Origin of the sequence: Stakelama sediminis, from assembly GCF_014199335.1 — a bacterium.
Taxonomy (GTDB): Bacteria; Pseudomonadota; Alphaproteobacteria; order Sphingomonadales; family Sphingomonadaceae; genus Sphingomonas; species Sphingomonas sediminis.
Genome location: NZ_JACIJI010000001.1, coordinates 368,897 through 390,567, shown reverse-complemented (window position 1 = coordinate 390,567; position 21,671 = coordinate 368,897). Strand labels below are relative to the sequence as shown.

Annotated in this window: 27 protein-coding genes and 1 tRNA gene; 19 read left to right on the top strand and 9 right to left on the bottom strand. The window is 62.4% G+C overall.

From position 1 onward, the window contains the following. Window positions 1-46 precede the first annotated feature (46 nt). The 5 genes from FHR23_RS01970 (at window position 47) to ruvB (ending at window position 3,433) form a co-directional block, all read left to right on the top strand. Complete coding sequence (locus tag FHR23_RS01970; protein ID WP_184001244.1) at window positions 47-376, top strand: WYL domain-containing protein; 330 nt, start codon at window positions 47-49, stop codon at window positions 374-376. A 60-nt stretch (window positions 377-436) separates the two neighbouring features. Further along, the gene (gene ruvA / locus FHR23_RS01965) at window positions 437-1,036 is read left to right on the top strand and encodes a Holliday junction branch migration protein RuvA (RefSeq protein ID WP_184001243.1); all 600 of its coding nucleotides are present in this window, start codon (window positions 437-439) and stop codon (window positions 1,034-1,036) included. Between the two features lie 13 nt (window positions 1,037-1,049). Then, window positions 1,050-1,592, top strand: coding sequence for a DsrE family protein (locus FHR23_RS01960; RefSeq protein ID WP_184001242.1), 543 nt, complete (start codon window positions 1,050-1,052; stop codon window positions 1,590-1,592). 81 nt (window positions 1,593-1,673) lie between these two features. Continuing rightward, window positions 1,674-2,414 (top strand): ParA family protein, encoded by a 741-nt coding sequence (locus FHR23_RS01955; RefSeq protein ID WP_246359654.1) that lies wholly within the window; start codon window positions 1,674-1,676, stop codon window positions 2,412-2,414. Next, on the top strand, window positions 2,411-3,433 hold the full coding sequence (gene ruvB / locus FHR23_RS01950; protein WP_184001240.1) for a Holliday junction branch migration DNA helicase RuvB: 1,023 nt from the start codon (window positions 2,411-2,413) through the stop codon (window positions 3,431-3,433). Before FHR23_RS01955 ends, ruvB begins: the two co-directional genes overlap by 4 nt. A 426-nt stretch (window positions 3,434-3,859) precedes the next feature. Here ruvB and FHR23_RS01945 read toward each other — a convergent pair whose 3' ends face one another. The 3 genes from FHR23_RS01945 to FHR23_RS01935 form a co-directional block, all read right to left on the bottom strand. Continuing rightward, complete coding sequence (locus FHR23_RS01945; protein ID WP_246359653.1) at window positions 3,860-5,296, bottom strand: hypothetical protein; 1,437 nt, start codon at window positions 5,294-5,296, stop codon at window positions 3,860-3,862. Continuing rightward, on the bottom strand, window positions 5,293-6,027 hold the full coding sequence (locus FHR23_RS01940) for an ABC transporter ATP-binding protein (RefSeq protein ID WP_184001239.1): 735 nt from the start codon (window positions 6,025-6,027) through the stop codon (window positions 5,293-5,295). Before FHR23_RS01940 ends, FHR23_RS01945 begins: the two co-directional genes overlap by 4 nt. Before the next feature lie 80 nt (window positions 6,028-6,107). Further along, entirely contained in the window at window positions 6,108-6,302 is a 195-nt protein-coding gene (locus FHR23_RS01935) for a hypothetical protein (RefSeq protein ID WP_184001238.1), read from the bottom strand. Window positions 6,303-6,444: 142 nt separating this feature from the next. Here FHR23_RS01935 and ybgC point away from each other — a divergent pair, with 142 nt between their 5' ends. The 9 genes from ybgC to FHR23_RS01890 all read left to right on the top strand — a co-directional run bounded on the left by ybgC (window position 6,445) and on the right by FHR23_RS01890 (window position 12,498). Continuing rightward, entirely contained in the window at window positions 6,445-6,900 is a 456-nt protein-coding gene (gene ybgC / locus FHR23_RS01930) for a tol-pal system-associated acyl-CoA thioesterase (protein ID WP_184001237.1), read from the top strand. A gap of 17 nt (window positions 6,901-6,917) precedes the next feature. After that, the gene (gene tolQ, locus FHR23_RS01925) at window positions 6,918-7,598 is read left to right on the top strand and encodes a protein TolQ (RefSeq protein WP_425506338.1); all 681 of its coding nucleotides are present in this window, start codon (window positions 6,918-6,920) and stop codon (window positions 7,596-7,598) included. Between the two features lie 3 nt (window positions 7,599-7,601). Next, on the top strand, window positions 7,602-8,039 hold the full coding sequence (tolR, locus tag FHR23_RS01920) for a protein TolR (RefSeq protein ID WP_184001235.1): 438 nt from the start codon (window positions 7,602-7,604) through the stop codon (window positions 8,037-8,039). Between the two features lie 13 nt (window positions 8,040-8,052). Beyond that, window positions 8,053-8,898: a cell envelope biogenesis protein TolA gene (locus FHR23_RS01915; RefSeq protein WP_184001234.1), complete on the top strand. Its 846-nt coding sequence runs from the start codon at window positions 8,053-8,055 to the stop codon at window positions 8,896-8,898. Between the two features lie 16 nt (window positions 8,899-8,914). Further along, window positions 8,915-10,261 carry a Tol-Pal system beta propeller repeat protein TolB gene (tolB, locus tag FHR23_RS01910; RefSeq protein ID WP_184001233.1) on the top strand — a complete coding sequence of 449 codons (1,347 nt, stop codon included), beginning with the start codon at window positions 8,915-8,917 and terminating at the stop codon, window positions 10,259-10,261. Window positions 10,262-10,342: 81 nt separating this feature from the next. Continuing rightward, window positions 10,343-10,864, top strand: a complete 522-nt coding sequence (gene pal, locus FHR23_RS01905; RefSeq protein WP_184001232.1) for a peptidoglycan-associated lipoprotein Pal — start codon at window positions 10,343-10,345, stop codon at window positions 10,862-10,864. A gap of 139 nt (window positions 10,865-11,003) precedes the next feature. Then, window positions 11,004-11,903 (top strand): SPFH domain-containing protein, encoded by a 900-nt coding sequence (locus FHR23_RS01900; protein WP_184001231.1) that lies wholly within the window; start codon window positions 11,004-11,006, stop codon window positions 11,901-11,903. 15 nt (window positions 11,904-11,918) lie between these two features. Next, window positions 11,919-12,125 (top strand): type II toxin-antitoxin system antitoxin, encoded by a 207-nt coding sequence (locus FHR23_RS01895; RefSeq protein WP_184001230.1) that lies wholly within the window; start codon window positions 11,919-11,921, stop codon window positions 12,123-12,125. Between the two features lie 91 nt (window positions 12,126-12,216). Next, entirely contained in the window at window positions 12,217-12,498 is a 282-nt protein-coding gene (locus FHR23_RS01890; RefSeq protein ID WP_184001229.1) for a hypothetical protein, read from the top strand. 16 nt (window positions 12,499-12,514) lie between these two features. Here FHR23_RS01890 and FHR23_RS01885 read toward each other — a convergent pair whose 3' ends face one another. The 4 genes from FHR23_RS01885 to FHR23_RS01870 form a co-directional block, all read right to left on the bottom strand. Beyond that, entirely contained in the window at window positions 12,515-12,886 is a 372-nt protein-coding gene (locus FHR23_RS01885; protein ID WP_184001228.1) for a DUF1801 domain-containing protein, read from the bottom strand. Window positions 12,887-12,985: 99 nt separating this feature from the next. Continuing rightward, entirely contained in the window at window positions 12,986-13,840 is an 855-nt protein-coding gene (locus FHR23_RS01880; RefSeq protein WP_184001227.1) for a S1/P1 nuclease, read from the bottom strand. 60 nt (window positions 13,841-13,900) lie between these two features. Beyond that, complete coding sequence (locus tag FHR23_RS01875; RefSeq protein WP_246359717.1) at window positions 13,901-14,857, bottom strand: isoaspartyl peptidase/L-asparaginase family protein; 957 nt, start codon at window positions 14,855-14,857, stop codon at window positions 13,901-13,903. 76 nt (window positions 14,858-14,933) lie between these two features. After that, window positions 14,934-16,112 (bottom strand): acyltransferase family protein, encoded by a 1,179-nt coding sequence (locus FHR23_RS01870; RefSeq protein WP_246359651.1) that lies wholly within the window; start codon window positions 16,110-16,112, stop codon window positions 14,934-14,936. A gap of 129 nt (window positions 16,113-16,241) precedes the next feature. Between FHR23_RS01870 and ispG the strand changes: the two genes are divergently transcribed. Continuing rightward, the gene (gene ispG / locus FHR23_RS01865) at window positions 16,242-17,366 is read left to right on the top strand and encodes a flavodoxin-dependent (E)-4-hydroxy-3-methylbut-2-enyl-diphosphate synthase (RefSeq protein ID WP_184001225.1); all 1,125 of its coding nucleotides are present in this window, start codon (window positions 16,242-16,244) and stop codon (window positions 17,364-17,366) included. Window positions 17,367-17,373: 7 nt separating this feature from the next. Here ispG and FHR23_RS01860 read toward each other — a convergent pair whose 3' ends face one another. After that, window positions 17,374-18,024 carry a DUF1345 domain-containing protein gene (locus tag FHR23_RS01860; RefSeq protein WP_343042939.1) on the bottom strand — a complete coding sequence of 217 codons (651 nt, stop codon included), beginning with the start codon at window positions 18,022-18,024 and terminating at the stop codon, window positions 17,374-17,376. A gap of 64 nt (window positions 18,025-18,088) precedes the next feature. Here FHR23_RS01860 and FHR23_RS01855 point away from each other — a divergent pair, with 64 nt between their 5' ends. After that, window positions 18,089-18,976 (top strand): DMT family transporter, encoded by an 888-nt coding sequence (locus FHR23_RS01855; protein ID WP_184001223.1) that lies wholly within the window; start codon window positions 18,089-18,091, stop codon window positions 18,974-18,976. Then, window positions 18,973-19,455 (top strand): GNAT family N-acetyltransferase, encoded by a 483-nt coding sequence (locus FHR23_RS01850; protein WP_184001222.1) that lies wholly within the window; start codon window positions 18,973-18,975, stop codon window positions 19,453-19,455. Before FHR23_RS01855 ends, FHR23_RS01850 begins: the two co-directional genes overlap by 4 nt. 41 nt (window positions 19,456-19,496) lie before the next feature. Here the strand turns inward: FHR23_RS01850 and FHR23_RS01845 are convergent. Next, a tRNA-Pro gene (locus FHR23_RS01845) sits at window positions 19,497-19,573 on the bottom strand. A gap of 157 nt (window positions 19,574-19,730) precedes the next feature. Between FHR23_RS01845 and yajC the strand changes: the two genes are divergently transcribed. Both yajC and secD read left to right on the top strand, forming a co-directional pair. Then, on the top strand, window positions 19,731-20,075 hold the full coding sequence (gene yajC / locus FHR23_RS01840; protein WP_184001221.1) for a preprotein translocase subunit YajC: 345 nt from the start codon (window positions 19,731-19,733) through the stop codon (window positions 20,073-20,075). Beyond that, entirely contained in the window at window positions 20,075-21,667 is a 1,593-nt protein-coding gene (gene secD / locus FHR23_RS01835; protein ID WP_184001220.1) for a protein translocase subunit SecD, read from the top strand. Before yajC ends, secD begins: the two co-directional genes overlap by 1 nt. Window positions 21,668-21,671: the final 4 nt, after the last annotated feature.

Here is a 21,671-nt window from a genome sequence, read left to right as displayed (position 1 = left end):
CATTCTCCCCCTTGCGATTAATGCTGCGTTGCACCATTTTGGCGCGATGACACAGAATGCTGACCCTGCGGCGCCGGTCGCTCGGAAATTTATCGAAGCCATCGCGCTCAAACGCCTGATCGTCGCGCAATATAACGGAGCGGAGATGCACCTTGCGCCACACCAGTTGTTCAGCCGCCACGGTGACCTGTATGTAAGCGCTTTCAATCCGCACAAGAACTGGCGCAGTCTGGAAGAGCGCAGGCTTGGCCATTTCAAGCTGGATGGTCTGTCCAATGTGGTGGTAACCGAAGAGGCGTTCGAGCCGTTGCCGACCTATGACAGCAGCCTGCCGCGCGAAAGTGACGAACAGCTTTTTGAGGTCAGCGCCGCCTGATCCGTCGGAAGGGGTGCCTTTGGGCTTTCCTCTCGCGCTGCGTTCTGTTTATGTACCGGCATGATTGCGCATCTGACCGGACGTCTGGCCTCTGCCGATAGCGACCATGCGGTGATCGATGTGGGCGGCGTCGGCTATCTGGTCGGGGCGTCGGCGCGCACGCTGACCGCGATCGGCCCCGTCGGCGGCACGGTGACCATCCATACCGAAATGCTGGTGGCGGAAGATTTCATCCGCCTGATGGGTTTTGCGACCGCAGAGGAGCGCGACTGGTTCCGCCTGCTCACCAGCGTTCAGGGGGTGGGTGCGCGCGTCGCGCTGGCGATCCTGTCCGTGCTCTCGCCCGAGGAAACGCATCAGGCAGTGGCGCGCGGGGACAAGGCGATGGTGGCCCGCGCCAACGGAGTAGGTCCGAAACTGGCGCAGCGCATCGTTAACGAACTGAAGGACAAGGTCGGTGCGGTGGCGCTGGGCAGCGGCGGTTCGGGCGCGCCGGTTGCCGCGACGGGCGTGACGGCAGACGCGGTTTCGGCGCTGCTCAATCTCGGTTTCAAACCGGCGGAGGCGGGTAATGCGGTCAAGGCGGCCGAGGATGAACTGGGTGACGGCGCGGGGCTGGATGCGCTGGTGCGTCTCGCACTGCGCAAGGCCGCGAAGTAGAAAGGGAGGGAGTATGCGAATTTTCCTGACGGCGCTTGCCGTTTCATTGTTGGGAGCGACGCCCGCCATGGCGCAGATGAGCAAATTTCACCCCGGCCCGGTTTTCAGCGATTTCGGCAAGATCGCTCCGGTCGAATCCGACCTGCCCATACCGAAGGACAGTGTGTTCAAACTCCTGTTCGACAGCAATGCCGCATCCGACCCCGCGACGCTCAACCGTATTATCGACCGCGCCGCGCGCTTCATCAATATGCAGGTGGAAGCCGGTGTGCCGGAGGCGAATATCCATGTCGCGATCGTGCTGCACGGTCCCGCGGCCTATGACGTGACGAAAGACGATTTCTACCGCACGCGTCATGACGGCAAACCCAATCTGAATGTCCATGCGGTGTCCGAACTGATTGCGCATGGCGTGCAGATCTATGTCTGCGGGCAAAGTGCGACGGCGATGGATATCGGCAAGGACAAGCTGTTGCCGGGGGTGAAGATGGCGCTGTCGGCGATGACGGCGGATGCGCTGCTTCAGCAACAGGGCTATACGCTCATTCCGTCCTGATCCGATGTCGGCGTCCGCGATCCTGACCTTGGCCGTTGCCCGTACACGCAATCATCATGCTTGTGTGGCATGGTTGCTGTCATGAGCGGAAAAATCATTGCGGTGTACAGCCTGAAGGGCGGAGTGGGGAAAACCACGCTGGCGGTCAATCTTGCCTGGGCGGCGGCGGCGCTGTCGGCGCGCCGCACGCTGTTATGGGATCTCGATGCGCAGGCGGCGGCAAGCTGGGTACTGGGCCATGATGCGGGCGGCGAACCGGCGGAAGCGGCGATTACCGGCGAAGTGCGGCCGAAAAAGCTGATTCAGGAAACCGCTGTCGAGCGGCTCGACCTGCTGCCTGCCGATGCGACGCTGCGCGACCTCGACATCGCCTTTCACGAACTCGACAAGAAAAAGCGCGTGGCAAAGATCGCCGCGCGGCTGGCGCGCGATTACGACCGGATCGTCATCGACTGTCCGCCCGGCTTCACGCATACGTCGGAACAGATTTTGCGTGCGGCCGATCTGGTCGTGGTGCCGGTAATCCCGTCGGCACTCTCGCGCCGTGCGCTCGATGTGATCGTGCGCCATGTCAGCGCGAAAAAGGGGCCGAAAGTGACGCTGGCGCCGGTATTTTCGATGGTGGATCGTCGTCGCTCGCTGCACCGCGCCGCGCTGGAGGACGAACCCGGCTGGCCCGTCATCCCGATGGCGAGCGCGTTCGAGGCGATGACCGAACGGCGCGAGCCGCTGGGCGCCTATGCCCCGCCATCATCGCCGGGGGTGGTCGCCATCGCCGCATTGTGGCAACGCCTCGAACGCGCGCTGGATAAGAGTAAATGACCGATAGCGACCGTATCCTGACCAGTCAGCGCCGCGCGGAGGATGTCGATGCCGCGCTGCGCCCCAAAAGCCTCGACGAATTTGTCGGGCAGAAGGGCGCCCGCGACAATCTGCGCGTGTTTATCGAGGCGGCACGCACGCGCGGCGATGCGCTCGACCATGTGCTGTTCTTCGGCCCGCCGGGGCTGGGTAAGACGACGCTGGCGCAGATTATCGCGCGCGAAATGGGCGTCGGCTTTCGCGCCACGTCCGGTCCCGTCATTGCCAAATCGGGCGATCTGGCCGCGCTGCTGACCAATTTGGAGGACGGCGACGTCCTGTTCATCGACGAGATCCACCGCCTCAATCCGGCGGTCGAGGAAGTGCTTTATCCGGCAATGGAGGACCGCGCGCTGGACCTGATGATCGGGGAGGGGCCGTCGGCGCGCAGCGTGCGGATCGATCTGCCGCGCTTCACGCTGGTCGGGGCGACCACGCGACAGGGGTTGCTGACCACGCCGCTGCGCGACCGGTTCGGCATTCCGGTGCGCCTGCAATTCTATTCGGTCGATGAGCTGGAACATGTTGTGACGCGCGCGGCCAACCTGCTCGACCTGCATATCGCGAGCGATGGCGCGCGGGAGATTGCCCGGCGCTCACGCGGAACGCCGCGCATTGCCGGGCGGCTGCTGCGCCGGGTGCGCGACTTCGCTAATGTGGCGGGGGCCGAAACCGTGGACGCTGGCATGGCGGATCAGGCGCTCAACCGGCTGGAAGTCGATTCACTGGGGCTGGACGCGATGGACCGGCGCTATCTGACGATGATCGCCGACATTTATCGCGGCGGTCCGGTCGGCGTGGAGACGCTGGCTGCGGGGCTTTCCGAACCGCGCGACACGATCGAGGAAGTGATTGAACCCTATCTGATTCAGCTCGGCCTGATCGCCCGCACCGCGCGGGGGCGCTGCCTGAATGCGGGCGGCTGGAAACATCTCGGCCTCAACCCGCCCAGCGACGTGCAGGACGGGTTGTTCGATTAGATCGAGGTGGTGACCGGTCGTGTGGCGCAACGTCTGCTGTCTATGTTTTCTGGAGAGCAAAGCCGCCTGTCAGGATACGACCCCAATTGCGTACGTGGTGGCCCAAGCGTATTCGGGTGTCATGAAGAGTATGAAGCGAGTTGCGATTTCAATCGCAGTAGGTGCACTGGCGCTGGCGCTGACGTTCGCGTTGATCTTCGGAGGTGGCCTTGCATGGGAGGTTTATCGTTATCCGCACGATGGACAAGCGGGAATGGGGCCGTTCTTTCTGGCGCTTTTGCTCGCACCCGTGATAGGTGCATTAGCCTCCGTAGCGACGTTCAGGAGACTGCGGCGCTAGTCAGCTTCCCACCCCAATTTCGGACGTAAGGCCAACGGGTGGCTGGCTCCCGAAAGCCGTCGGTCTTTGTCTACACGTCCTGACAATTACAGCAATACGAAGACCAGTACGCCCGCGATGCCGCCGAAGACGAAGGTGACAAGCATCGTCAGGATTCCGGCGGCGAGCGATCCTGAGCGGCGGCGCGCGAAAGTCTTGCGCGATGCGGGTTTGGACAGTTTCAGTTCGATAAACCCGGCCAGCGTGCCCGCAATCGCGGTCATTACCAGCGTTACCAGCGCGCCCGCGACCGTCTCGGTGGCGATGACGATGGGCAGGATCAGTGCCAGGGGCGCTGCCATGGCCAGCGCGGATGCCAGCTTGACCCACTCTACCGTCGATTTTTCGACCGGCGCGACGGTCAGCAGGTCGGGCGAATCCTCCGCCGAAATCGCCAGCCAGGTAAAGCTGCCGACCAGTTGCCCGGTCACCAGCACGCTGAAAAAGGCGGCTCCCGGTGCGATGGGCACATCGTTGTTCTTGGTCAGCACGATGGTCAGCGGGATCAGATAGACCAGCCGCAGCACGATGCGGAACGCCAGCGCAGGATCGCGGATCAGCAACCGCCATTCCTTCATGAAGATACTGGTGAACAGCGATGCGCGAAACTGACGGCCGATACCCTTTTTGGACACGGTGCGGCGGGTCATATGCTTGCCCGCGTCGTGGAAGCCGGACTGGAACAGGCGCTGGAACGCCGCTCCGGTAAGGGCGAACAGCAGGATTCCGCCGCCCAGCAGGATCAGGATGGCCAGCGGATCGCCGAAGCTGGCGCGACCGGGCAGCAGCCCCCACCAGCTATCCGCCCAGCCGCTGGCCTGTACCCAGCGGAACACTGCCTCAAACCCCGACTCATTGCTGTGCCGCCCGATGGCCTGCGACAGGATGAAGAAGCCGCCGCCGAGCAGTCCGGCTGCGATCTGCCCGACGGTGCGCGCCGCGCGTGGTCCGGCGGCCTTTGCGATGGCAAGCGCCAGCGCCAGCCCGATACAGGCCGCGATCAGCGCCAGTCCGATCAGTGTCGCGACAAACCCCAGCAGGCGCGGATGCCCGACGATTGCAATCGGCAGGACAAAGGGCAGCGACAGTGCGCCGAAGGTCAGCATCACCGTGGCGGCGATCGCCAGCAGCTTTGCGCGCAGGATCGTGCGCGGTGCGACCGGGGATGAAAACAGCAGGTCGAGATCGCCGCGCTCATACAGCGTCTGTTGCGTACCGATCATCGCCTGCGTGGTCATCAGGCTGGTCGCTGCAATCGCCGCCACGAGCAGTCCCGCATCGAACGTTGCATCGGGGCGGATCGGAACATTCGCCAGCGCCACTGCGGTCAGGATTCCGGCGATCAGAAACGCAGCGAGCAGGATATAGCGCACGATCCGCACCCGCGTCGTCGCCTTGCCGCCGCGCGTCGCCAGTCGCAGCTCATGGGCGACCAGCCAGCCCAGCGATCCGGCGGGCAGCCGTTCGATGATGCGCGTCATCATGCCGGGCTGGTCAGCCGGATAAAGGTATCCTCCAGCGTGGCGTTCTCTTCGCCCGCCATCGCGCGCAGTTCGTCGAGCGTGCCCTCGGCATGGAGGGTGCCGCCCGCGATGATGCCGATCCGGTCGGCCAGTCGTTCGGCAACCTCCAGAATATGGGTGGTGACGATGACGGTCGCGCCCGCATCGACCTGCGCGCGCAGGGCATCCTTCACACTGCGTGCCATGGTCGCGTCCAGACCGGTCAGCGGTTCGTCGAGGATCAGCAGGCGGGGCTTGTGGATCAGCGCACCCGCCAGCGCGACCTTTTGCTTCATGCCGCGCGAAAAGCCTTCGCAGCGGGTGTCGCGCACGTCCCACAGTTCCAGCCAGCGCAGCAGGCGCTCGGCCTCCGGCGCTGCCTCTTCGGGCGGGATTTTCCACAGCCCTGCAACAAAACCCAGATATTCGGACGGGCTGAGCTTGTCATAGAGCATCGGCTCGTCGGGCAGCCATGCGGTGATCGCCTTTGCCGCCAGCGGGTCGCGCCGTGTATCGATGCCGTAAATGCCGATTCGCCCGCGATCCGGCTCGCTCAGCCCCACGACCATGCGCAGGGTCGTCGTCTTGCCCGCGCCGTTGGGACCGAGCAGCGCGTATAGCTGTCCCGGCTCGATGGTCAGGTCGAGATTGGTGATGACAGGCTTGTCGAAGGACTTCGACACGCCGCGCAGGGCAAGGGCTGGTTCGTTCATCTGCCGTACAGCTTATGGATACCGCGTCGTGTTCGTCCAGTCTTTATCGTCGCGTGGAAAAGACACGTATCGGAAGATGTTCAGCACCGTTCCCGGCGCATCCGCAGCAATCCCATCAGCGAGAGGCCGAGCAGTACACCGATTGCCAGCCCGTTGCCGAAATCACCGGTGTCGCCGGCGGGGAAAAGCCCGTGGCCGGTGCTCATCGTCGATGCCAATATGGTAGCAAGACAGGCGAACAGGACCGTCTGCCTGCGGTTTGGTGCCTTGAACATGATGCTCCGCCTATCCCCCTGATATTTGTGATGCGGCACTCTATGGCACACTGGGCGTCACCGCAATCCTCCGACAATTGGAGGCATAGGCGCGACGAAACTGCTTTCTTCACGCGCGCTGCTCGGTTAACCAGCCTCGTTCATGACTTTGCCTGTTCAGGACATCTTGATCGAAGGCCGTTTCGATGGCGTTGAGCACCGGTTTCCGGTGCGCATCTATTTTGAGGACACCGATCTGTCGGGCATCGTTTATCACGCCAATTATCTGCGTTTCATGGAGCGCGCGCGTTCGGACATGCTGCGGCTTGCAGGGGTCGATCAACGCGCGGCGTTCGAGGGCGGAGAAGGGGCCTATGCGGTGCGTCAGATTGCGCTGAAATATCTGGCGCCCGCGAAACTGGACGATATGCTGATCGTTATCAGCAGGCTGACGCGGCTGCGTGCCGCATCGGTCGATATTCAGCAACGAGTCATGCGCGGCGGCGATTGTCTGGTCGAAGCCGATGTGGAGGCTGCGTTCGTCGCACCTTCGGGTCGGCCACGACGGCAGCCAAAGCCATGGATGGAGGCGTTCGCGCCGCTGGTTTGGAAAGGGTGAAGCACTAGATGAATGTCATGCTGAACACCGATGCGGCGACGCTTTCGCCGATCGCGCTGTTTCTACAGGCCGACTGGGTGGTCAAGCTGGTGATGCTGGGCCTTATCCTGGCCAGTGTCTGGACCTGGATGATCATCATCGGCTTTTCCTCACGGATGCGCGGAACCAACAATACGATCCGGCGATTCGAGCGCGATTTCCGAAAATCGGACAATATCGACGACTTTCATCGCGTGCGGGGCGACGATGACAGCCCCGTTGCGCGGGTGTTTGCGGCAGGCGTCACCGAATGGCGGCGCTCGACCGGCCAGCGCAGCATTGACCGCGACGGTACGCGCGAGCGGCTGGCGACGGTGATGGGCGCGGCAGTCGCTGCCGAGGTCGATCGCATGGCCGACCGCCTCAATATCCTTGCCACCATCGGGTCGGTCGCCCCGTTCGTCGGCCTGTTCGGTACGGTGTGGGGCATTATGCGTGCCTTCACCGCGATTGCGGGCGAGCAGAATTCGTCGCTCGCGGTGGTCGCGCCGGGCATTGCCGAGGCGTTGTTCGCGACCGCACTGGGTCTGTTCGCAGCCATTCCGGCAGTGATCGCCTATAACCGGTTCAGCCATTCGATTAACCGCGTGGAAGCGCGGTTGAGCCGTTTTGCCGATGGCTTCCACACCACGCTCAGCCGCCAGCTGGAGGCGCGCTAGGCGATGGCGATGCAGCTTCCTTCCGCCCGTGCGAAGGGGCGCCGGACGCCGATGGCGGAGATCAACGTCACGCCGCTGGTCGACGTGATGCTGGTGCTGCTGATCATTTTTATGGTGACGGCGCCGCTGCTGACCGCGGGCGTCAAGGTGAACCTGCCCGACAGCCGCGCCAAGCAGCTCGATCAGGATAATAAGCCGGTGGAAATCGCCATCGATTCAGACGGCCGTATCTATGTCGGCAAGGATGAAGTGACCGAAGGTATTCTGCCCGATGTGCTGGCGAAGATCGCCGCGCAGGCCCCCGACGGCAAACCGCCGCAGGTGATGCTGCGCGCCGACCGCGCCCTGCAATATGGCAAGGTGATGCTGGTCATGGGCGAGCTGAACCGTGCCGGGCTGAACCGGGTCGCGCTGGTCACGGTAAGCAACGACAAGCGGTGAGGGAGGTGCAGCCTTGACTCGTCGGGACAGTTTTGCGCTGAGCGGATCGGCGCTGGGCCATGTGGCCGTATTCGCGCTGTTGTCGCTGAGTTTTCTTCATGCGGAAAAACCGGTCGATGTGACGCCGCCGATCGACGTGTCGCTGGTCAGCGACGTGGCGATGAAATCGCAATCGCCCAACCTGACGGCTCCGCCCGCCGCGGCAAGTGCGCCCGACCTTGGCCAGATGTCCAAGGCGCCGCCGCCGATTCCCGCACCCGAACAGCCCAGGGTGGCCGCACCTACGCCGGAGAAGAAATCGGCGCCTGCACCCAAACCCGCTGACAAGCCTGCACCGGAAAAACCCAAACCTGCGCCCAAAAAGCCTGAAAAGGCGAAGTCCGCTGCAACGCCGGAAAAAACCGCGAGCAGCAAAAAGAAGACCGAAGAGAAAACGGCCGCCAAGGGGCCGAAAATCGACAAGGCGTTTGAGCGCAGCATGGCCGCAATTGGCAAGGGAAGCGCGGATGCGCCGCGTGCCGCCGAACTGGGCGACGCGATCATCGCCGATTTGTCGAGCGTCATCCAGCGACAGGTACAGCCCTGCGCCAACCGTTTGACGAGTCCCGGCCCGGGCGCCAACGAAATTTCGTCCAGGCTGCGTATTCAGATGAATCGCGACGGATCGCTCGCCGCGCGTCCCGAATTACGCGGTCAGACCGGAATTACGGCGGAAAACCGCCGCTATGCCCAGCGTGTAGCCGAACTGGCAAAGGGGGCGTTCATTGCCTGTGCGCCCTATCATCTGCCCGACAAATATTATGATGTTGGCGGACGCGGCTGGAAAGATATCATCCTGACCTATAAGCTGCCCGGATAACGGGCGACAGCGGAGAATGACGATGCCGACACGCCTATGGACCCGGATCGCGCGCCTGATCCTCGCGCCGCTGGCCCTGTTGCTGTTTCACCAGGCTGCTTTTGCGCAGGTGGAGGTGAATGTGGTGGGCGGTGCATCCGCGCCGACACCGATCGCGGTGCCCGCCATGCCGACTGATACGCCGGTGAACACCGCTGCCGGACCGACCGATCAGCTCGGCAGGCAGCTTGCGCAGGTGATTTCCGACGATCTGAAGAATTCGGGCCTGTTCCGGCCGCTTTCGCCCGACGTGTTGCGCCCCGTCAGTTTTCAGCAGGTCAGTGCGCCGACCTTCGATTACTGGAGCACGACGGGTGCGCAGGCGCTGGTCCAGGGGTTTGTAAAGGCGAACAGCGACGGCACGCTGACCGTCGGCTGTTATCTCTATGACGTGTTTGCGCAGAATGAGTTGCAGCGTCAGGGCTTTGTGGTTTCCCCCGGCGAATGGCGCCGCGCGGCGCATAAATGCGCTGACATGGTCTATACCCGGATGACGGGCGATGGCCCCTATTTCGACAGCCGTATCGTCTATGTCTCCGAAACCGGACCCAAGACGCATCGTATCAAGCGGCTGGCGATCATGGATCAGGACGGCGCCAATCACCGTTTCCTGACCAATGGCCAGTCGATCGTGCTGACGCCGCGCTTCGCGCCCAATCAGCAGACGATCGTCTATATGAGCTATGCCAATAAACAGCCGTCGATCCATGTCTATAATCTGGGCTCGGGTCATTCGCGTGAGCTGGTTTCGGGACGGCACCTGACTTTTGGTCCGGTCGTGTCGCCGGATGGGCGCTGGGTACTGTTTTCCATGGCGATCGGGGGGAATACCGACCTGTATCGTATTCCCATCGGTGGCGGCACGCCGCAGCGCCTGACGAATTCGCCGGGCATCGACACCGGCGGCAGCTATTCGCCCGACGGCAGCCGGATCGCGTTCGAAAGCGATCGGTCCGGAACGCAGCAAGTCTATATAATGAACGCCGATGGTTCGAACCAGCACCGCATCAGCTTTGGCTCAGGGCGCTATGGGACGCCCGCCTGGAGCCCGCGCGGCGACCTGATCGCCTATACGCATATCGGGGCAAATTTCCGCATCGGGGTGATGAAGCCGGACGGCAGCGGCCAGCGACTGCTCACCGACTCATGGCAGGATGAGGGGCCGAGCTGGGCCCCGAACGGCCGGGTCATCGTGTTCCAGCGGACGCCCAGAGGAAGTGGCCTGCCGCAAATCTGGACAGTTGATCTTACCGGACAATATGAACATCATATCCCCACGCCTCTGGGTGGATCTGACCCGGATTGGGGTCCGTTACGGAAGTAATTGTACGGGTTGAGGGAACCAAGTACGTCCTTCGGCACTGTATCGGAAGCGAAACAGACGTTCAGCAGCAATGGAGCGGTTATGCCCAGAATGACATCTCGCCTGATTATCGCCGCGGCACTGGTGGCTACCGCCGGCTGTGCCAAGAAGCGTCCCGACGTGCTGCCTCCCGCGCCGCCGTCCACGCCGCCGGCGGCCACACCAACGCCGACCCCTCCGCCCCCGCAGACGGGCGTGGTTCCGGGGTCGAAAGCCGATTTCGAACAGTCGGTGGTCAGCGATACGATTCATTTCGACACAGACGCCTATAATGTCGATCCGCAGTCGCAGCAGATTCTCGACAGTCAGGCGACCTGGCTGAAGAAATATCCCAATGTCCATATCACGGTCGAAGGACATTGCGACGAACGCGGCACGCGCGAATATAACCTTGCGCTGGGCGACCGGCGTGCCAACGCGGCCGCCAATTACCTGATCGCGCAGGGCGTGGATTCGTCGCGTATCACGACGATCAGCTATGGCAAGGAACGCCCGATCGCACTGGGCGACACGCCGCAGGACTGGGCGCAGAACCGTCGCGCCGTGACGGTGGTGCTCAACTAGCATCGCCGAATCTTTCGTCGCGCGCGGGCGTCACCGGAACCGACCGGTGGCGCCTGTTCGCATTTTGCGTGCTGTCGATTTCACTTGCCGTCTTATCTGATTCGATATAAATATAATATCATATTTAACGGAGGGTGAGATGGTTGAATCTATTGCCCGGCCTCATGCGTTGCGCACGTCGGCCGAACGGTCCGCGCAAACCACCAGCGGCTATCCGATGCTGCTGGTCGTGCTTGGCGGTTTGGTGCTGGTGGCGCTCGGTATTTATCATGCGAGCAATGTTCCGCTCGGTCCGGTGCTGATCGCGTCGGGCATTCTCATCGCAATCTTTTTCGCGTCGGGCTTTTATCTGCTTCAGCCCAATCAGGCGGCGGCAATCCTGTTGTTCGGCGATTATCGCGGCACGGATCGTTCGACCGGGCTGCGCTGGGTATGGCCGTGGATGATCCGCAAGACGATTTCGGTGCGTGTGCACAACATCACCTCGGAACGGCTGAAGGTGAACGATCTGCGCGGCAATCCGATCGAGATTGCCTCCAACGTCGTGTGGCGCGTGTCCGACACGGCGCAGGCGCTTTATGACGTCGATGACTATATGCAGTTCGTGAACATCCAGATCGAAAGCGCGGTGCGGGTGATCGGATCGCGCTATCCCTATGACGATTTCAGTCATGGAGAGAAGACGTTACGCGGCGATGCTGACCATATCAGCGAAGAACTGCGCGTCGAATTGCAGGACCGCGTGGCGGTGGCGGGTATCTCTATCGACGAGTGCCGGTTGACGCACCTTGCCTATGCGCAGGAAATTGCCCAGGCGATGCTGCGCCGTCAGCAGGCCGAGGCGGTTATCGCTGCCCGGCAGAAACTGGTGGAAGGGGCGGTGACGATGGTCGAAACCGCGCTCGACCAGCTTTCGGAAAAGAATGTCGTCGAACTGGATGACGAACGCCGTGCCGCGATGGTCTCCAACCTGATGGTCGTGCTGTGCGCCGAACGCGATACGCAGCCGGTCGTCAATGCGGGTTCGCTGTACCAGTAAGCGGGGAAGGGCGTTTTGGCCAAGGCTTCGAAAAAGGCATTTCCGCTCCGTCTCGATCCCGCACTGCATGCGGCGATCGAGCGGTCGGCGGCGTCCGACCTCCGAAGCGTCAACGCCCAGATCGAATGTCTGTTGAGAGAGGCGCTTGGCAAGCGCGGCGTCAGGCTCGCTGATCCGGTGCGACCGCGGCGCGGGCGTCCCCCCAAAGGAGAAGAGAAATGATGATGGCGTTCATAGCTCCCAAAAAGCATCGGCCCTGGCTGATCGCCGGCTTCGGCGCGCTGCTTACTATCGGCATCGCACTGGTGTTGGCATGAGGAAGCAGGGCATCGTCGATAGTGTTCGCAGAGCATATGCGGTGCGTCCCGGCTATTGGTTTGCGCCGAAGCTGTTCGGCTGGGGCGCGACGCCGGTAACGTGGCAGGGATGGCTTTCTACCGGGGCGTTTGTGCTGTTACTAATGGTGGGGATGCGCATCCTTCCCAATCATGCTGCGCGCCTTGCCTATGCCCTCCCGCTGACGCTTGGTTTTGCGCTCCTGGCCTGTCGCAAGACCGACGGCGGCTGCCGCTGGCACTGGGGAGCGCGACGGTAGCGGCGAGTTCTCGCGGTCAGGCGCGCTTGCGGTTTGCGGCGATCGCCTCTTGGATCAACGCCTGAAAGGCGGCTGCATCAACGACGTCTCCCTCGTACAGGTCGATGGCACGCCGGACTTTGCCGTCCATGCTTGCGTTGAACATCCCGGCCGGATCTTTCAGCGACGCGCCCTTGGCAAAGGTCAGCTTCAGCTTGTCCCTATAGCTTTCGCCCGTGCACACCATGCCGTCCCGATACCAGACGGGAACGCCGCGCCATTTCCAGTCTTCGGTAATTGCCGGGTCGGTTTCCAGTATCAGCGCGCGTAGCCGGGAAAGCATCTCCCCGCGCCAGTCGGCAAGTTCCGCAATCCGTGCGTCGATCTGCTGCGAAGGCGTTTGCGTCATCGTCTCTCTCCTGCTCTCGGGCGATGCAGGAGGGTAGATCAATGCCGGAAGGAAGCAATCGGACGATATAGTGTCCTTGTTCCTGCACCGCCGGGCAGCTTAGCCGAGCGCCTCGTCGAGCAGTTTTGCCAGACGCAATCCGGCGCGCTCCACCTGCAGGCGTGCCGCCGGGATGAGCTTCGCGATGGTCTTGTTGCTCAGTGTTACATGCTTCGGCTCGGGCTTCGCACAGGGATCGCCGCCCTCCGCACTGGCATAGGCGATGTCGCGGCTGACTTCCCAGTTCTGGCGGCTCCAGTCCTTTACCGTGCCCGCCGCAATCTTCTTGCGTACCGCTGCCGGATAGCGCTTCACCAGTGACGGCGGCGTGGTGATGGCGCGTTCGGCCAGATAGCCGTCCCATATCATGTGCAGATTGAGTTTCGGCGTGGAATAGATGCCATAGGTGGCCTTCAGCTTATTGCCGCCCAGATCGCCGTGATCGGCGGCGTGCAGCGGCTGGTGCAGATCACCGACGAAATGGATGAGGAACGCGAGCGCCTGCACGCGTTCGCGCAGCGGCACCTTTTTCCTGTCCTTCAGCAGGCGCACATCGCGTTCAATCTGCGCCGACACGCAATTACCGTCCTTACATGCGGGTTTCAGGTTGAACGGCTTGCAGATGTTCACATTCTGATAGTGCCAGGAATAGGCATAGCTGAACCGGTCACCCAGTTTCTTGATACAGTCGGGCCACACGCTTGCTTCCGCCACCGTGCGCGCCGGACAGGTCGGCGTGTCGAGCAGCGCCGAATGGCTGAGCAGCCGGTCGATCGCCGCGCGCGTTTCGGGCTTTACGTTCAGATAGGCGATGCGCCCGATCGTCTCATGCCCATATTCCCAATAGGCTGACGCCGTAGCGGGCGCGAGAAGGGCGGCGAACAGCGTGGCGAGCGCGAGAAGGCGACGAATCATGGACGCGGTTTAGAGGGTGTCCCGGTCGGGCACCAGCCCGGTTTGCCACAAGGGCAGGGGCTATTCTTCTTCGTACATTTCAACGATGCGCGGCGTATCGGCGCTGACCTTTGCCCGATACATGCCCGGCGTGTTGAAGCTCCATGCCATCTCACCCGTCGGGCCGGTCAGGATCACGCCACCGGTGCCGCCCAGGTCCTTCACCTCTGCCATTACCGCATCGGCGGCCTGTTTCAGCGTTTCGCCGGTGAAGCGGACGCGTGCGCAGATTTCATGCGCCACGCCTTCGCGGATGAAATATTCGCCCGCGCCGGTCGCGGAAACCGCACAGGCCCGGTCGTCGGCATAGGTGCCCGCGCCGATGATCGGGGAGTCGCCGATCCGGTCCCAGCGCTTGCCGGTCAGGCCGCCGGTGGAGGTGGCGGCGGCGACATGGCCCTGCGCATCGCGCGCAACCGCGCCGACGGTGCCGTATTTCAGGTCGATGTCGAACCAGCTCAGCTTGTCATTGCCGCGCAGTCTGTCGAGCTGCTCGCGGCGGCGTTCTGTTCCGAACCAGCCTGGCGGCACGATTTCCAGCTTCTGTTCGCGGGCAAATTCCTCCGCGCCCTTGCCGGACAACATGACGTGCGGGCTGTGCTCCATGACTGCGCGGGCAAGACTGATGGGGTGACGCACCACACCGACGCCCGCCACCGCGCCTGCATCGCGCGTCCGTCCGTCCATGATCGAGGCGTCGAGTTCGTTGCGCCCGTCCCAGGTATAGACCGCGCCGCGTCCTGCGTTGAAATTGGGGTCGTCTTCCAGCACGCGGATCGCGGCCTCGACCGCGTCCATGGCGCTGCCGCCCTGTTTCAGCACGGCGGTTCCTGCGTCGAGCGCCGCATTCATGCCGGTGCGCACGGCGACTTCCTGTTCGGGCGTCACCCGGTCGCGCTCGATAATCCCTGCGCCGCCATGGATGACGAGCGTCCAGCCGGTTGCATCCTCCTTCGCGGCGGCGGGCGTGGCGGACATCAGCAAGGCTCCCAGCAACACAAAGAAACAGCGCATGATTCGAACTCCCCCGATTCGAGGGCAAGAGTATGCCGCTTCATACCACCGCGAGCGAGGATTCCTTGCGTTGCGGCTTATGCAGGCGCAGGCCGACCAGCGGGCGCAGCGGCACGATCGCGCGGCCCACCCGGTAAAACAGCCAGCACCCCGCCACCGTCGCCACCAGCAGGATCGCGAACTGTGCCCAGCCCGGCAAGCCGGCGGGCAGCAACAGGTACATGCCGAACACGATGATCGTCTGATGGATGATATAGAAAGGGAACACCGCCTCCGTCAGGGTCGCGCGGATGGGGTAGTTGTGGTTCCAGAACCGGTCGGCAATCCCGATCAGCGCGATGACGGCGCTTCCCTGTTGCACGGCATGGGCACCGGCATAAACGGTAATCCGCGTGCCGCCTTGCAGGAAATTGTCGGTCCAGTGCAGTTCGATCGCAAGGATCGTTGCATACCCAAGCATTGCCAGTACGGCGGCAACCGTCCACCAGCGACCGATGGCGCGCATTACCGTTTCCGACCCGCCCAGCGCGAAGCCGAACAGAAAGGCAGGGAAATAGGCGGCGTGCGCAATCCCGTCGTCGAACAGCATGTGCGTTTCACCGACCATCGGGAACCACCATGTATGGACCATCAGCAGCCATGCCATCGGGATCAGCAGCACGCCGATGCCGCCGAACAGCCGGTCGAAAAACTGCTGCACCCGGTTGCTGCGGATCAGTGCGGCCCCGGCGATGAGGACCATCGTATAGACCCATAGATAGCCGACGAACCACAAATGGTTCCAGTTGGGCAGGAACAGTCCGTCGATGGTCCGGAAGCTGAAAAAATCATGCAGCCAGAACCAGGCGAAGCTGTGCGTGAAGCCGTATTTGGTAACGAGTTCGACCCAGGGCTGCACGGGCACCACGACGATTATGCCGAAAGCGAGCGGGATCAGCAGGCGCAGGGACCGGTTGCGCGCGAATTCTCCAGGATTGCCGGTACGGCGCAGCAATGCGCGACTGGCATAGCCCGATACGACGAACAGCAGGCTCAGCCGCCACGCGTTGATCGCCAGCATCGGCAGCACCGCCCAGTGCACGATGTGCGTCGATTTCACATGGTAGTTCCACGGAATGAACACCATGGCGATATGATAGAGGATGAGCAGCGCGAAGGCGCCGACCCGCAACCAGTCCATGCCGTAATGGCGCATTGATGCGGGTTTTTGCGTCGTCATCGGGTCGGCCCTAGCAGGCGGTGAACATTGGCGATACCGGCATGGCCCTCTTTTTCCCGCCTTCGCCTTTTATGTGTCACGCGGGACGGTTATATATGCGGCAATCAGCGAAGCGTTAGTGAGGCCTGCATGTCCGTTCGTCCCTGGCGGGATATTATCCGCCGCAAAAGCCGTCAGATCATGGTCGGCGACGTACCGGTGGGCGGCGATGCGCCGGTGACGGTGCAGACCATGACCAATACGCCGACAAGCGATGCAAAGGCGACGATCGACCAGATTCGCCGGTGCGAGGAAGCGGGTGTCGACATTATCCGTGTCTCGTGTCCCGATGTGGAAAGCACCACCGCGCTGAAACAGATCGTGCGCGCGTCGCGCGTGCCGATCGTGGCGGACATTCACTTTCACTATAAGCGCGCACTGGAAGCTGCGGACGCGGGTGCGGCATGCCTGCGCATCAATCCCGGCAATATCGGCTCCGAACAGCGGGTGCAGGAAGTCATCAACGCGGCAAAGGCGAATGGCTGTTCGATCCGTATCGGCGTGAATGCGGGCAGTCTGGAAAAAGACCTGCTCGAAAAATATGGCGAGCCGTGCCCGGATGCGCTGGTCGAATCCGCGATGGATCATATCAGGATCCTGCAGGACCATGATTTCCACGAATTCAAGGTGGCGGTGAAGGCGTCAGACCAGTTCCTCGCCGTCGCCGCCTATCAGCAGCTTGCAGAGATGGTCGATTGTCCCCTGCATCTGGGCATTACCGAAGCGGGCGGCTTCGTCGCGGGCACCGTAAAGTCGGCAATCGGCATCGGCTCTCTGCTATGGTTCGGGATCGGCGACACGATCCGCGTCTCGCTGTCGGCCGAGCCGGAGGATGAGGTACGCGTCGGCTTCGAGATTCTGAAGGCGCTGGGCATCCGCAATCGCGGCGTGCGCGTGGTGAGCTGTCCCAGTTGCGCGCGGCAGGGCTTTGACGTCATCCGTACCGTGCAGAAGCTGGAGGAACGCCTTCAGCACATTCGCACGCCCATGTCGCTGTCGGTGCTGGGCTGCGTCGTCAACGGCCCCGGCGAGGCACGCGAAACCGATATCGGCATCACGGGCGGCGGTGCGGGCAAGCACATGGTCTATCTGTCGGGCGTCACCGACCATCATGTGCAGGATGCCGACATGATCGACCATATCGTCAAGCTGGTCGAGGCCAAGGCCGCCGAGATCGACGCGGGTGAGGCAACCGCGATGGAAGCGGCGGAGTAGTCGCTGCCTAGCTCCCGCCCAGCACGTTGATCGTGAAGGCGATCACACCGAGATTGAATACGAATGCTGCCATCGAATGAAGCGTGACGATGCGGCGCAGTCGCGTCGTGCATATGCCGGTGTCGGACGTCTGGAATGTCATGCCCAGCGTGAAGGCGAAATAGATAAAGTCCCAATAACGCGGCTCCGGCGTGTCGGGAAAATCCAGCCCGCCTGAATCGCCGTTCTTGTCCGTCTGAACATAAAAGAGATGCGCATAGTGCAGCGCATAGACGAAATTGCCGAAAATCCAGGCGAGGATCAGGGTCGCCAGTACCAGAACCAGTATTGCCACGTCGGGCCTGCCTTTGCCGCTCAGTTCGGTGGTGACCGAGGCCAGCACGGCAAGTACCGAGACGCTGGTGATACCGAGCAGGATCGCGCGGTTGGCGTCGTTGCGGCGGGCAAGGTCGCGCATATCGACGCTGTCTGCCTTATGGACCAGCGGCGCATAGCTGACCAGAAACGCGAATACCGCGATGTCGAATCCGATCATGGTGCCGGTCGACCAGCTACTGCGACTGATGGCGAGAGGGATGGCGACGACTGCCAGCACACAGAACAGCACGAACCGCGGAGGCGCGAGCCAGTTGCCAAGGGATTTTCGTTGTCTGTGCACGCCAGTCTTATATGGCGCTGTCATGCGGGAGGATAGCGCGAAACCGATGGGGCAAGGGGCAGTAATGACGCCGGCGCGGGCGTTCCTGATCGCCGTCATCGGTATCGCGACCTTTTCGATGATGGACGCGGCGATGAAGGGGCTGGTGCTTGCGACCGGCGTTTATAACGCGATGCTTTGGCGCGGGTTTGTGATCGTGCCGCTGGCCGCGTTGATCCATTTCGCGCGCGGCCCCGCCATGCCACCGCCGGGGGTGATCGGCCTGCACGCGCTGCGCGGGGCAGTGTCGCTGGCGATGGGAATGCTGTTCTTCTGGGGGCTGGCGCGGGTGCCGATGGCGCAGGCGATTTCGCTCAGCTATATCGCGCCGCTGATCGCCATCTTTCTTGCGGCAATCCTGCTCGGTGAACGGGTGGGGCGGGCGAGCATCGTCGGTTCGCTGGCAGCGCTGGCGGGAATCGGCATTATTCTGTTCGGGCAGAGCCGCAGCGATCTGGGCGATGCGGCGATGTGGGGCGCGTTGGCGATCCTCGGTTCGGCGCTATGCTATTCCTATAACCTGATTCTCGCGCGCCAGCAGGCGTTGCGCGCCGATCCGCGGGAAATCGCCTTTTGGCAGAACGGGTTCGTGCTGATCGGGCTGTTGAGCGCATCGCCTTGGCTCGCCGTAGTGCCGCCGAGCGGGCAATGGCCCGCCATCGGCATTGCGGCGGTGCTGGCCACGGGATCGCTGATGCTGCTCGCCTGGGCCTATCGCCATGGCGAAGCGAGCTATCTGGCCCCGACCGAATATAGCTCGTTCGTCTGGGCCTCTCTGTTCGGATGGCTGTTTTTCGGCGAGCATGTATCGCCCTGGACGCTGGCGGGGGCGCTTTGCATTGTCGCCGGTTGCCTTTATGCCGCGCGGCGCAAACCCCAACCCTTTGCCGAAGCGGAAATCCAGAACCCATGATCGATATCCGACCCGCCGAGCGCGCCGATGTGCCGCAGATTCTGTATTTCGTGCGCGAACTCGCCGCCTTTGAGCGCGAACCCGATGCCGTCGAGGCAGATGAGGCGATGATCGCACACGCTTTGTTCACGGAGCATTCCGCCGAAGCGTTAATCGCCGAACTCGATGGGAAAGCAGTGGGTTTCGCGCTGTTCTTCCATAATTTCTCGACCTGGACGGGAAAGAAGGGGCTGTATCTCGAAGATCTGTACGTGACGCCGGACGCGCGCGGGGCAGGGGTGGGGACGGCCGTGCTGCGGCATCTGGCGGGCGTGGCGTTGGAACGCGATTGCGGCCGCTTCGAATGGTCGGTGCTCGACTGGAACCAGCCCGCGATCGATTTTTATCGCAAGATGGGCGCGACCGGCATGGACGAATGGCGAATCCAGCGCGTCACGGGCGATGCGTTGCGCGAACTCGCTTCACCCGGCGGGCGATAGTGGCGCGTTACGGTTAAGCTGTTGAGGGGGTGGAAATTAGTTGGTCGGGACGACTGGATTCGAACCAGCGACCCCCACACCCCCAGTGTGATGCGCTACCAGGCTGCGCTACGTCCCGACCGAGGTGGGGGCATCTATGCCGAACGCGTTCGCGATGCAAGGGGGTGTTGGCACATCATGCCGGGGGAGTTGCACGCGCCGCCGCCGCGTGATAGCGCGCGCGGCTTGACAGCGAGTGTTTTGATACACTCGTCCCACAGCTTTTTCAGGACACTATGTTCATAACCCCAGCCTTTGCCTCGACCGCCGGAGCCGCAGGTGCCCAAGGCAGCACCGCCGGTGCCATCCTGTCCTTCGCGCCGCTGATTCTCATCTTTCTGGCCTTCTGGTTCCTGATGATCCGGCCGCAGCAAAAACGGATGCGCGATCATCAAAAGGCGGTGAATGCCGTCAAGCGCGGCGATCAGGTCGTGACCGGCGGCGGGCTTGTCGGCAAGGTGACCAAGGTCGATGATCAGTATGCAGAGATCGAACTGGCGCAGGGCATGAAGGTCCGCGCCGTGAAATCGACGCTCTCTGAGGTGATCACACCCGGCACCGCGAAGCCGGCGAACGACTGATGCTCGATTTCCCCCGCTGGAAGGTCTGGACCGTCATCGTGACGATTATCGTCGCGATGCTGTTTGCCGTGCCCAGTTTCTTCCCCAAGACCGCGCGCGAATCCTGGCCGAGCTGGGTGCCGAAGCCCGCGATCAATCTGGGTCTCGACCTTGCCGGCGGCAGTTATATCCTGCTGGAAGGCGATACGCAGGGATTCGAGCATGACCGGCTCGACCATATGCGTGACACGGTCCTCAACGACATGCGGCAGGGGCCGTCGATCGCCATCGGGGACATTTCGACTCGCAACGGGCAGGTCAGCTTCATGGTGCGCGACGCGTCGCAGGTCGATGCCGCGCGTGAACGCCTGCTGAAAAGCACAGGCAGCGGGGCCGGACTGACCGGCCAGCGCGAATGGAATATCGACGTTGTCGACTCGAACCGCTTCGTTATCACGCCGACCAAGGCAGGCGATGCCGAGGCGCTGAACCGTGCGATGAACGACGCGCGAGAGGTGGTGGATCGCCGCATCAACGCACTCGGTACGCTGGAACCGACGATTGTGCGTCAGGGCGATAACCGCATTGTCGTGCAGGTGCCGGGACTTCAGAACCCGGCGCAGCTAAAGGCACTGCTCGGCAAAACGGCCAAACTTGAATTCAAGATGGTCGATGAAAATGCCGACCCGCAACAGGTGGCGAAGGGCGATGCGCCGATCGGCGACGTGATTCTGCCCTATCCATCGGCGGGGACGAAGATCGCGCTGAAGCGTCCGACGATCATCAGCGGCGACATGCTGACCGATGCCCGGCAGGAATTCAGCCAGCAGACCAACCAGCCGATCGTGACGATGAAGTTCGACGCGACCGGTGGCCGCCGTTTTGCCCGCACGACGCAGCAAAATGTCGGCAAGCGCTTTGCGATCATCGTCGATAACGTCGTGATTTCCGCACCCGTTATCAATCAGCAGATTCTGGGCGGCAGTGCGATGATCGAAGGCGGTTTCACCGTCGATTCGGCCAATGAACTGGCAATCGCCTTGCGGTCGGGCAAGCTGCCCATCGCGCTGAAGGTCGTCGACCAGAACACGATCAGCCCCGAACTGGGTGCCGATTCGATCAGCAAAGGCGGGCTGGCGGCCGGGATCGCCACCTTCCTGGTGATCGTCTTCATGCTGGTCACCTATTTCCGCTTCGGCGTCTATGCGACGGTCGCACTGATTGCGAATATCGTCATGATCATCGGCATCATGGCCCTGTTCAACGCAACGCTGACCCTGCCGGGTATTGCGGGCTTTGTGCTGACGATCGGTGCGGCGGTGGACGCCAACGTGCTGATCAACGAGCGTATTCGTGAGGAGCAGCGACGCGGGCGCAGCATCATCCAGTCGGTCGAGGTCGGCTATAAGGAAGCCAGCCGCGCCATTTTCGACGCCAACATCACCAACGTGATTGCGGCGGTTATCATGTTCATTTTCGGTTCGGGGCCGGTTCGCGGCTTCGCGGTGGTGTTGACCATCGGTATCGTGACGTCGGTGTTCACCGCCGTCACTTTCACCCGACTGATGGTTGCGGAATGGCTGAAAAAGCGTCCGCGCGAACTCGTGATTTGAGGAC

Coding starts and splice junctions, on each gene's coding strand:
- FHR23_RS01870 (WP_246359651.1), bottom strand. CDS start 16,112: ATGACGACGCAAAAACCCGCATCAATGCGCCATTACGGCATGGACTGG.
- secD (WP_184001220.1), top strand. CDS start 20,075: ATGCTCGATTTCCCCCGCTGGAAGGTCTGGACCGTCATCGTGACGATT.
- tolQ (WP_425506338.1), top strand. CDS start 6,918: ATGCTGAACACCGATGCGGCGACGCTTTCGCCGATCGCGCTGTTTCTA.
- FHR23_RS01850 (WP_184001222.1), top strand. CDS start 18,973: ATGATCGATATCCGACCCGCCGAGCGCGCCGATGTGCCGCAGATTCTG.
- pal (WP_184001232.1), top strand. CDS start 10,343: ATGCCCAGAATGACATCTCGCCTGATTATCGCCGCGGCACTGGTGGCT.
- FHR23_RS01935 (WP_184001238.1), bottom strand. CDS start 6,302: ATGTTCAAGGCACCAAACCGCAGGCAGACGGTCCTGTTCGCCTGTCTT.
- FHR23_RS01890 (WP_184001229.1), top strand. CDS start 12,217: ATGAGGAAGCAGGGCATCGTCGATAGTGTTCGCAGAGCATATGCGGTG.
- FHR23_RS01880 (WP_184001227.1), bottom strand. CDS start 13,840: ATGATTCGTCGCCTTCTCGCGCTCGCCACGCTGTTCGCCGCCCTTCTC.
- yajC (WP_184001221.1), top strand. CDS start 19,731: ATGTTCATAACCCCAGCCTTTGCCTCGACCGCCGGAGCCGCAGGTGCC.
- FHR23_RS01875 (WP_246359717.1), bottom strand. CDS start 14,857: ATGTCCGCCACGCCCGCCGCCGCGAAGGAGGATGCAACCGGCTGGACG.
- FHR23_RS01960 (WP_184001242.1), top strand. CDS start 1,050: ATGCGAATTTTCCTGACGGCGCTTGCCGTTTCATTGTTGGGAGCGACG.
- FHR23_RS01855 (WP_184001223.1), top strand. CDS start 18,089: ATGACGCCGGCGCGGGCGTTCCTGATCGCCGTCATCGGTATCGCGACC.
- ybgC (WP_184001237.1), top strand. CDS start 6,445: ATGACTTTGCCTGTTCAGGACATCTTGATCGAAGGCCGTTTCGATGGC.
- tolB (WP_184001233.1), top strand. CDS start 8,915: ATGACGATGCCGACACGCCTATGGACCCGGATCGCGCGCCTGATCCTC.
- ruvA (WP_184001243.1), top strand. CDS start 437: ATGATTGCGCATCTGACCGGACGTCTGGCCTCTGCCGATAGCGACCAT.
- FHR23_RS01955 (WP_246359654.1), top strand. CDS start 1,674: ATGAGCGGAAAAATCATTGCGGTGTACAGCCTGAAGGGCGGAGTGGGG.
- FHR23_RS01900 (WP_184001231.1), top strand. CDS start 11,004: ATGGTTGAATCTATTGCCCGGCCTCATGCGTTGCGCACGTCGGCCGAA.
- tolR (WP_184001235.1), top strand. CDS start 7,602: ATGGCGATGCAGCTTCCTTCCGCCCGTGCGAAGGGGCGCCGGACGCCG.
- ruvB (WP_184001240.1), top strand. CDS start 2,411: ATGACCGATAGCGACCGTATCCTGACCAGTCAGCGCCGCGCGGAGGAT.
- ispG (WP_184001225.1), top strand. CDS start 16,242: ATGTCCGTTCGTCCCTGGCGGGATATTATCCGCCGCAAAAGCCGTCAG.
- FHR23_RS01940 (WP_184001239.1), bottom strand. CDS start 6,027: ATGAACGAACCAGCCCTTGCCCTGCGCGGCGTGTCGAAGTCCTTCGAC.
- FHR23_RS01885 (WP_184001228.1), bottom strand. CDS start 12,886: ATGACGCAAACGCCTTCGCAGCAGATCGACGCACGGATTGCGGAACTT.
- FHR23_RS01945 (WP_246359653.1), bottom strand. CDS start 5,296: ATGATGACGCGCATCATCGAACGGCTGCCCGCCGGATCGCTGGGCTGG.
- FHR23_RS01970 (WP_184001244.1), top strand. CDS start 47: ATGACACAGAATGCTGACCCTGCGGCGCCGGTCGCTCGGAAATTTATC.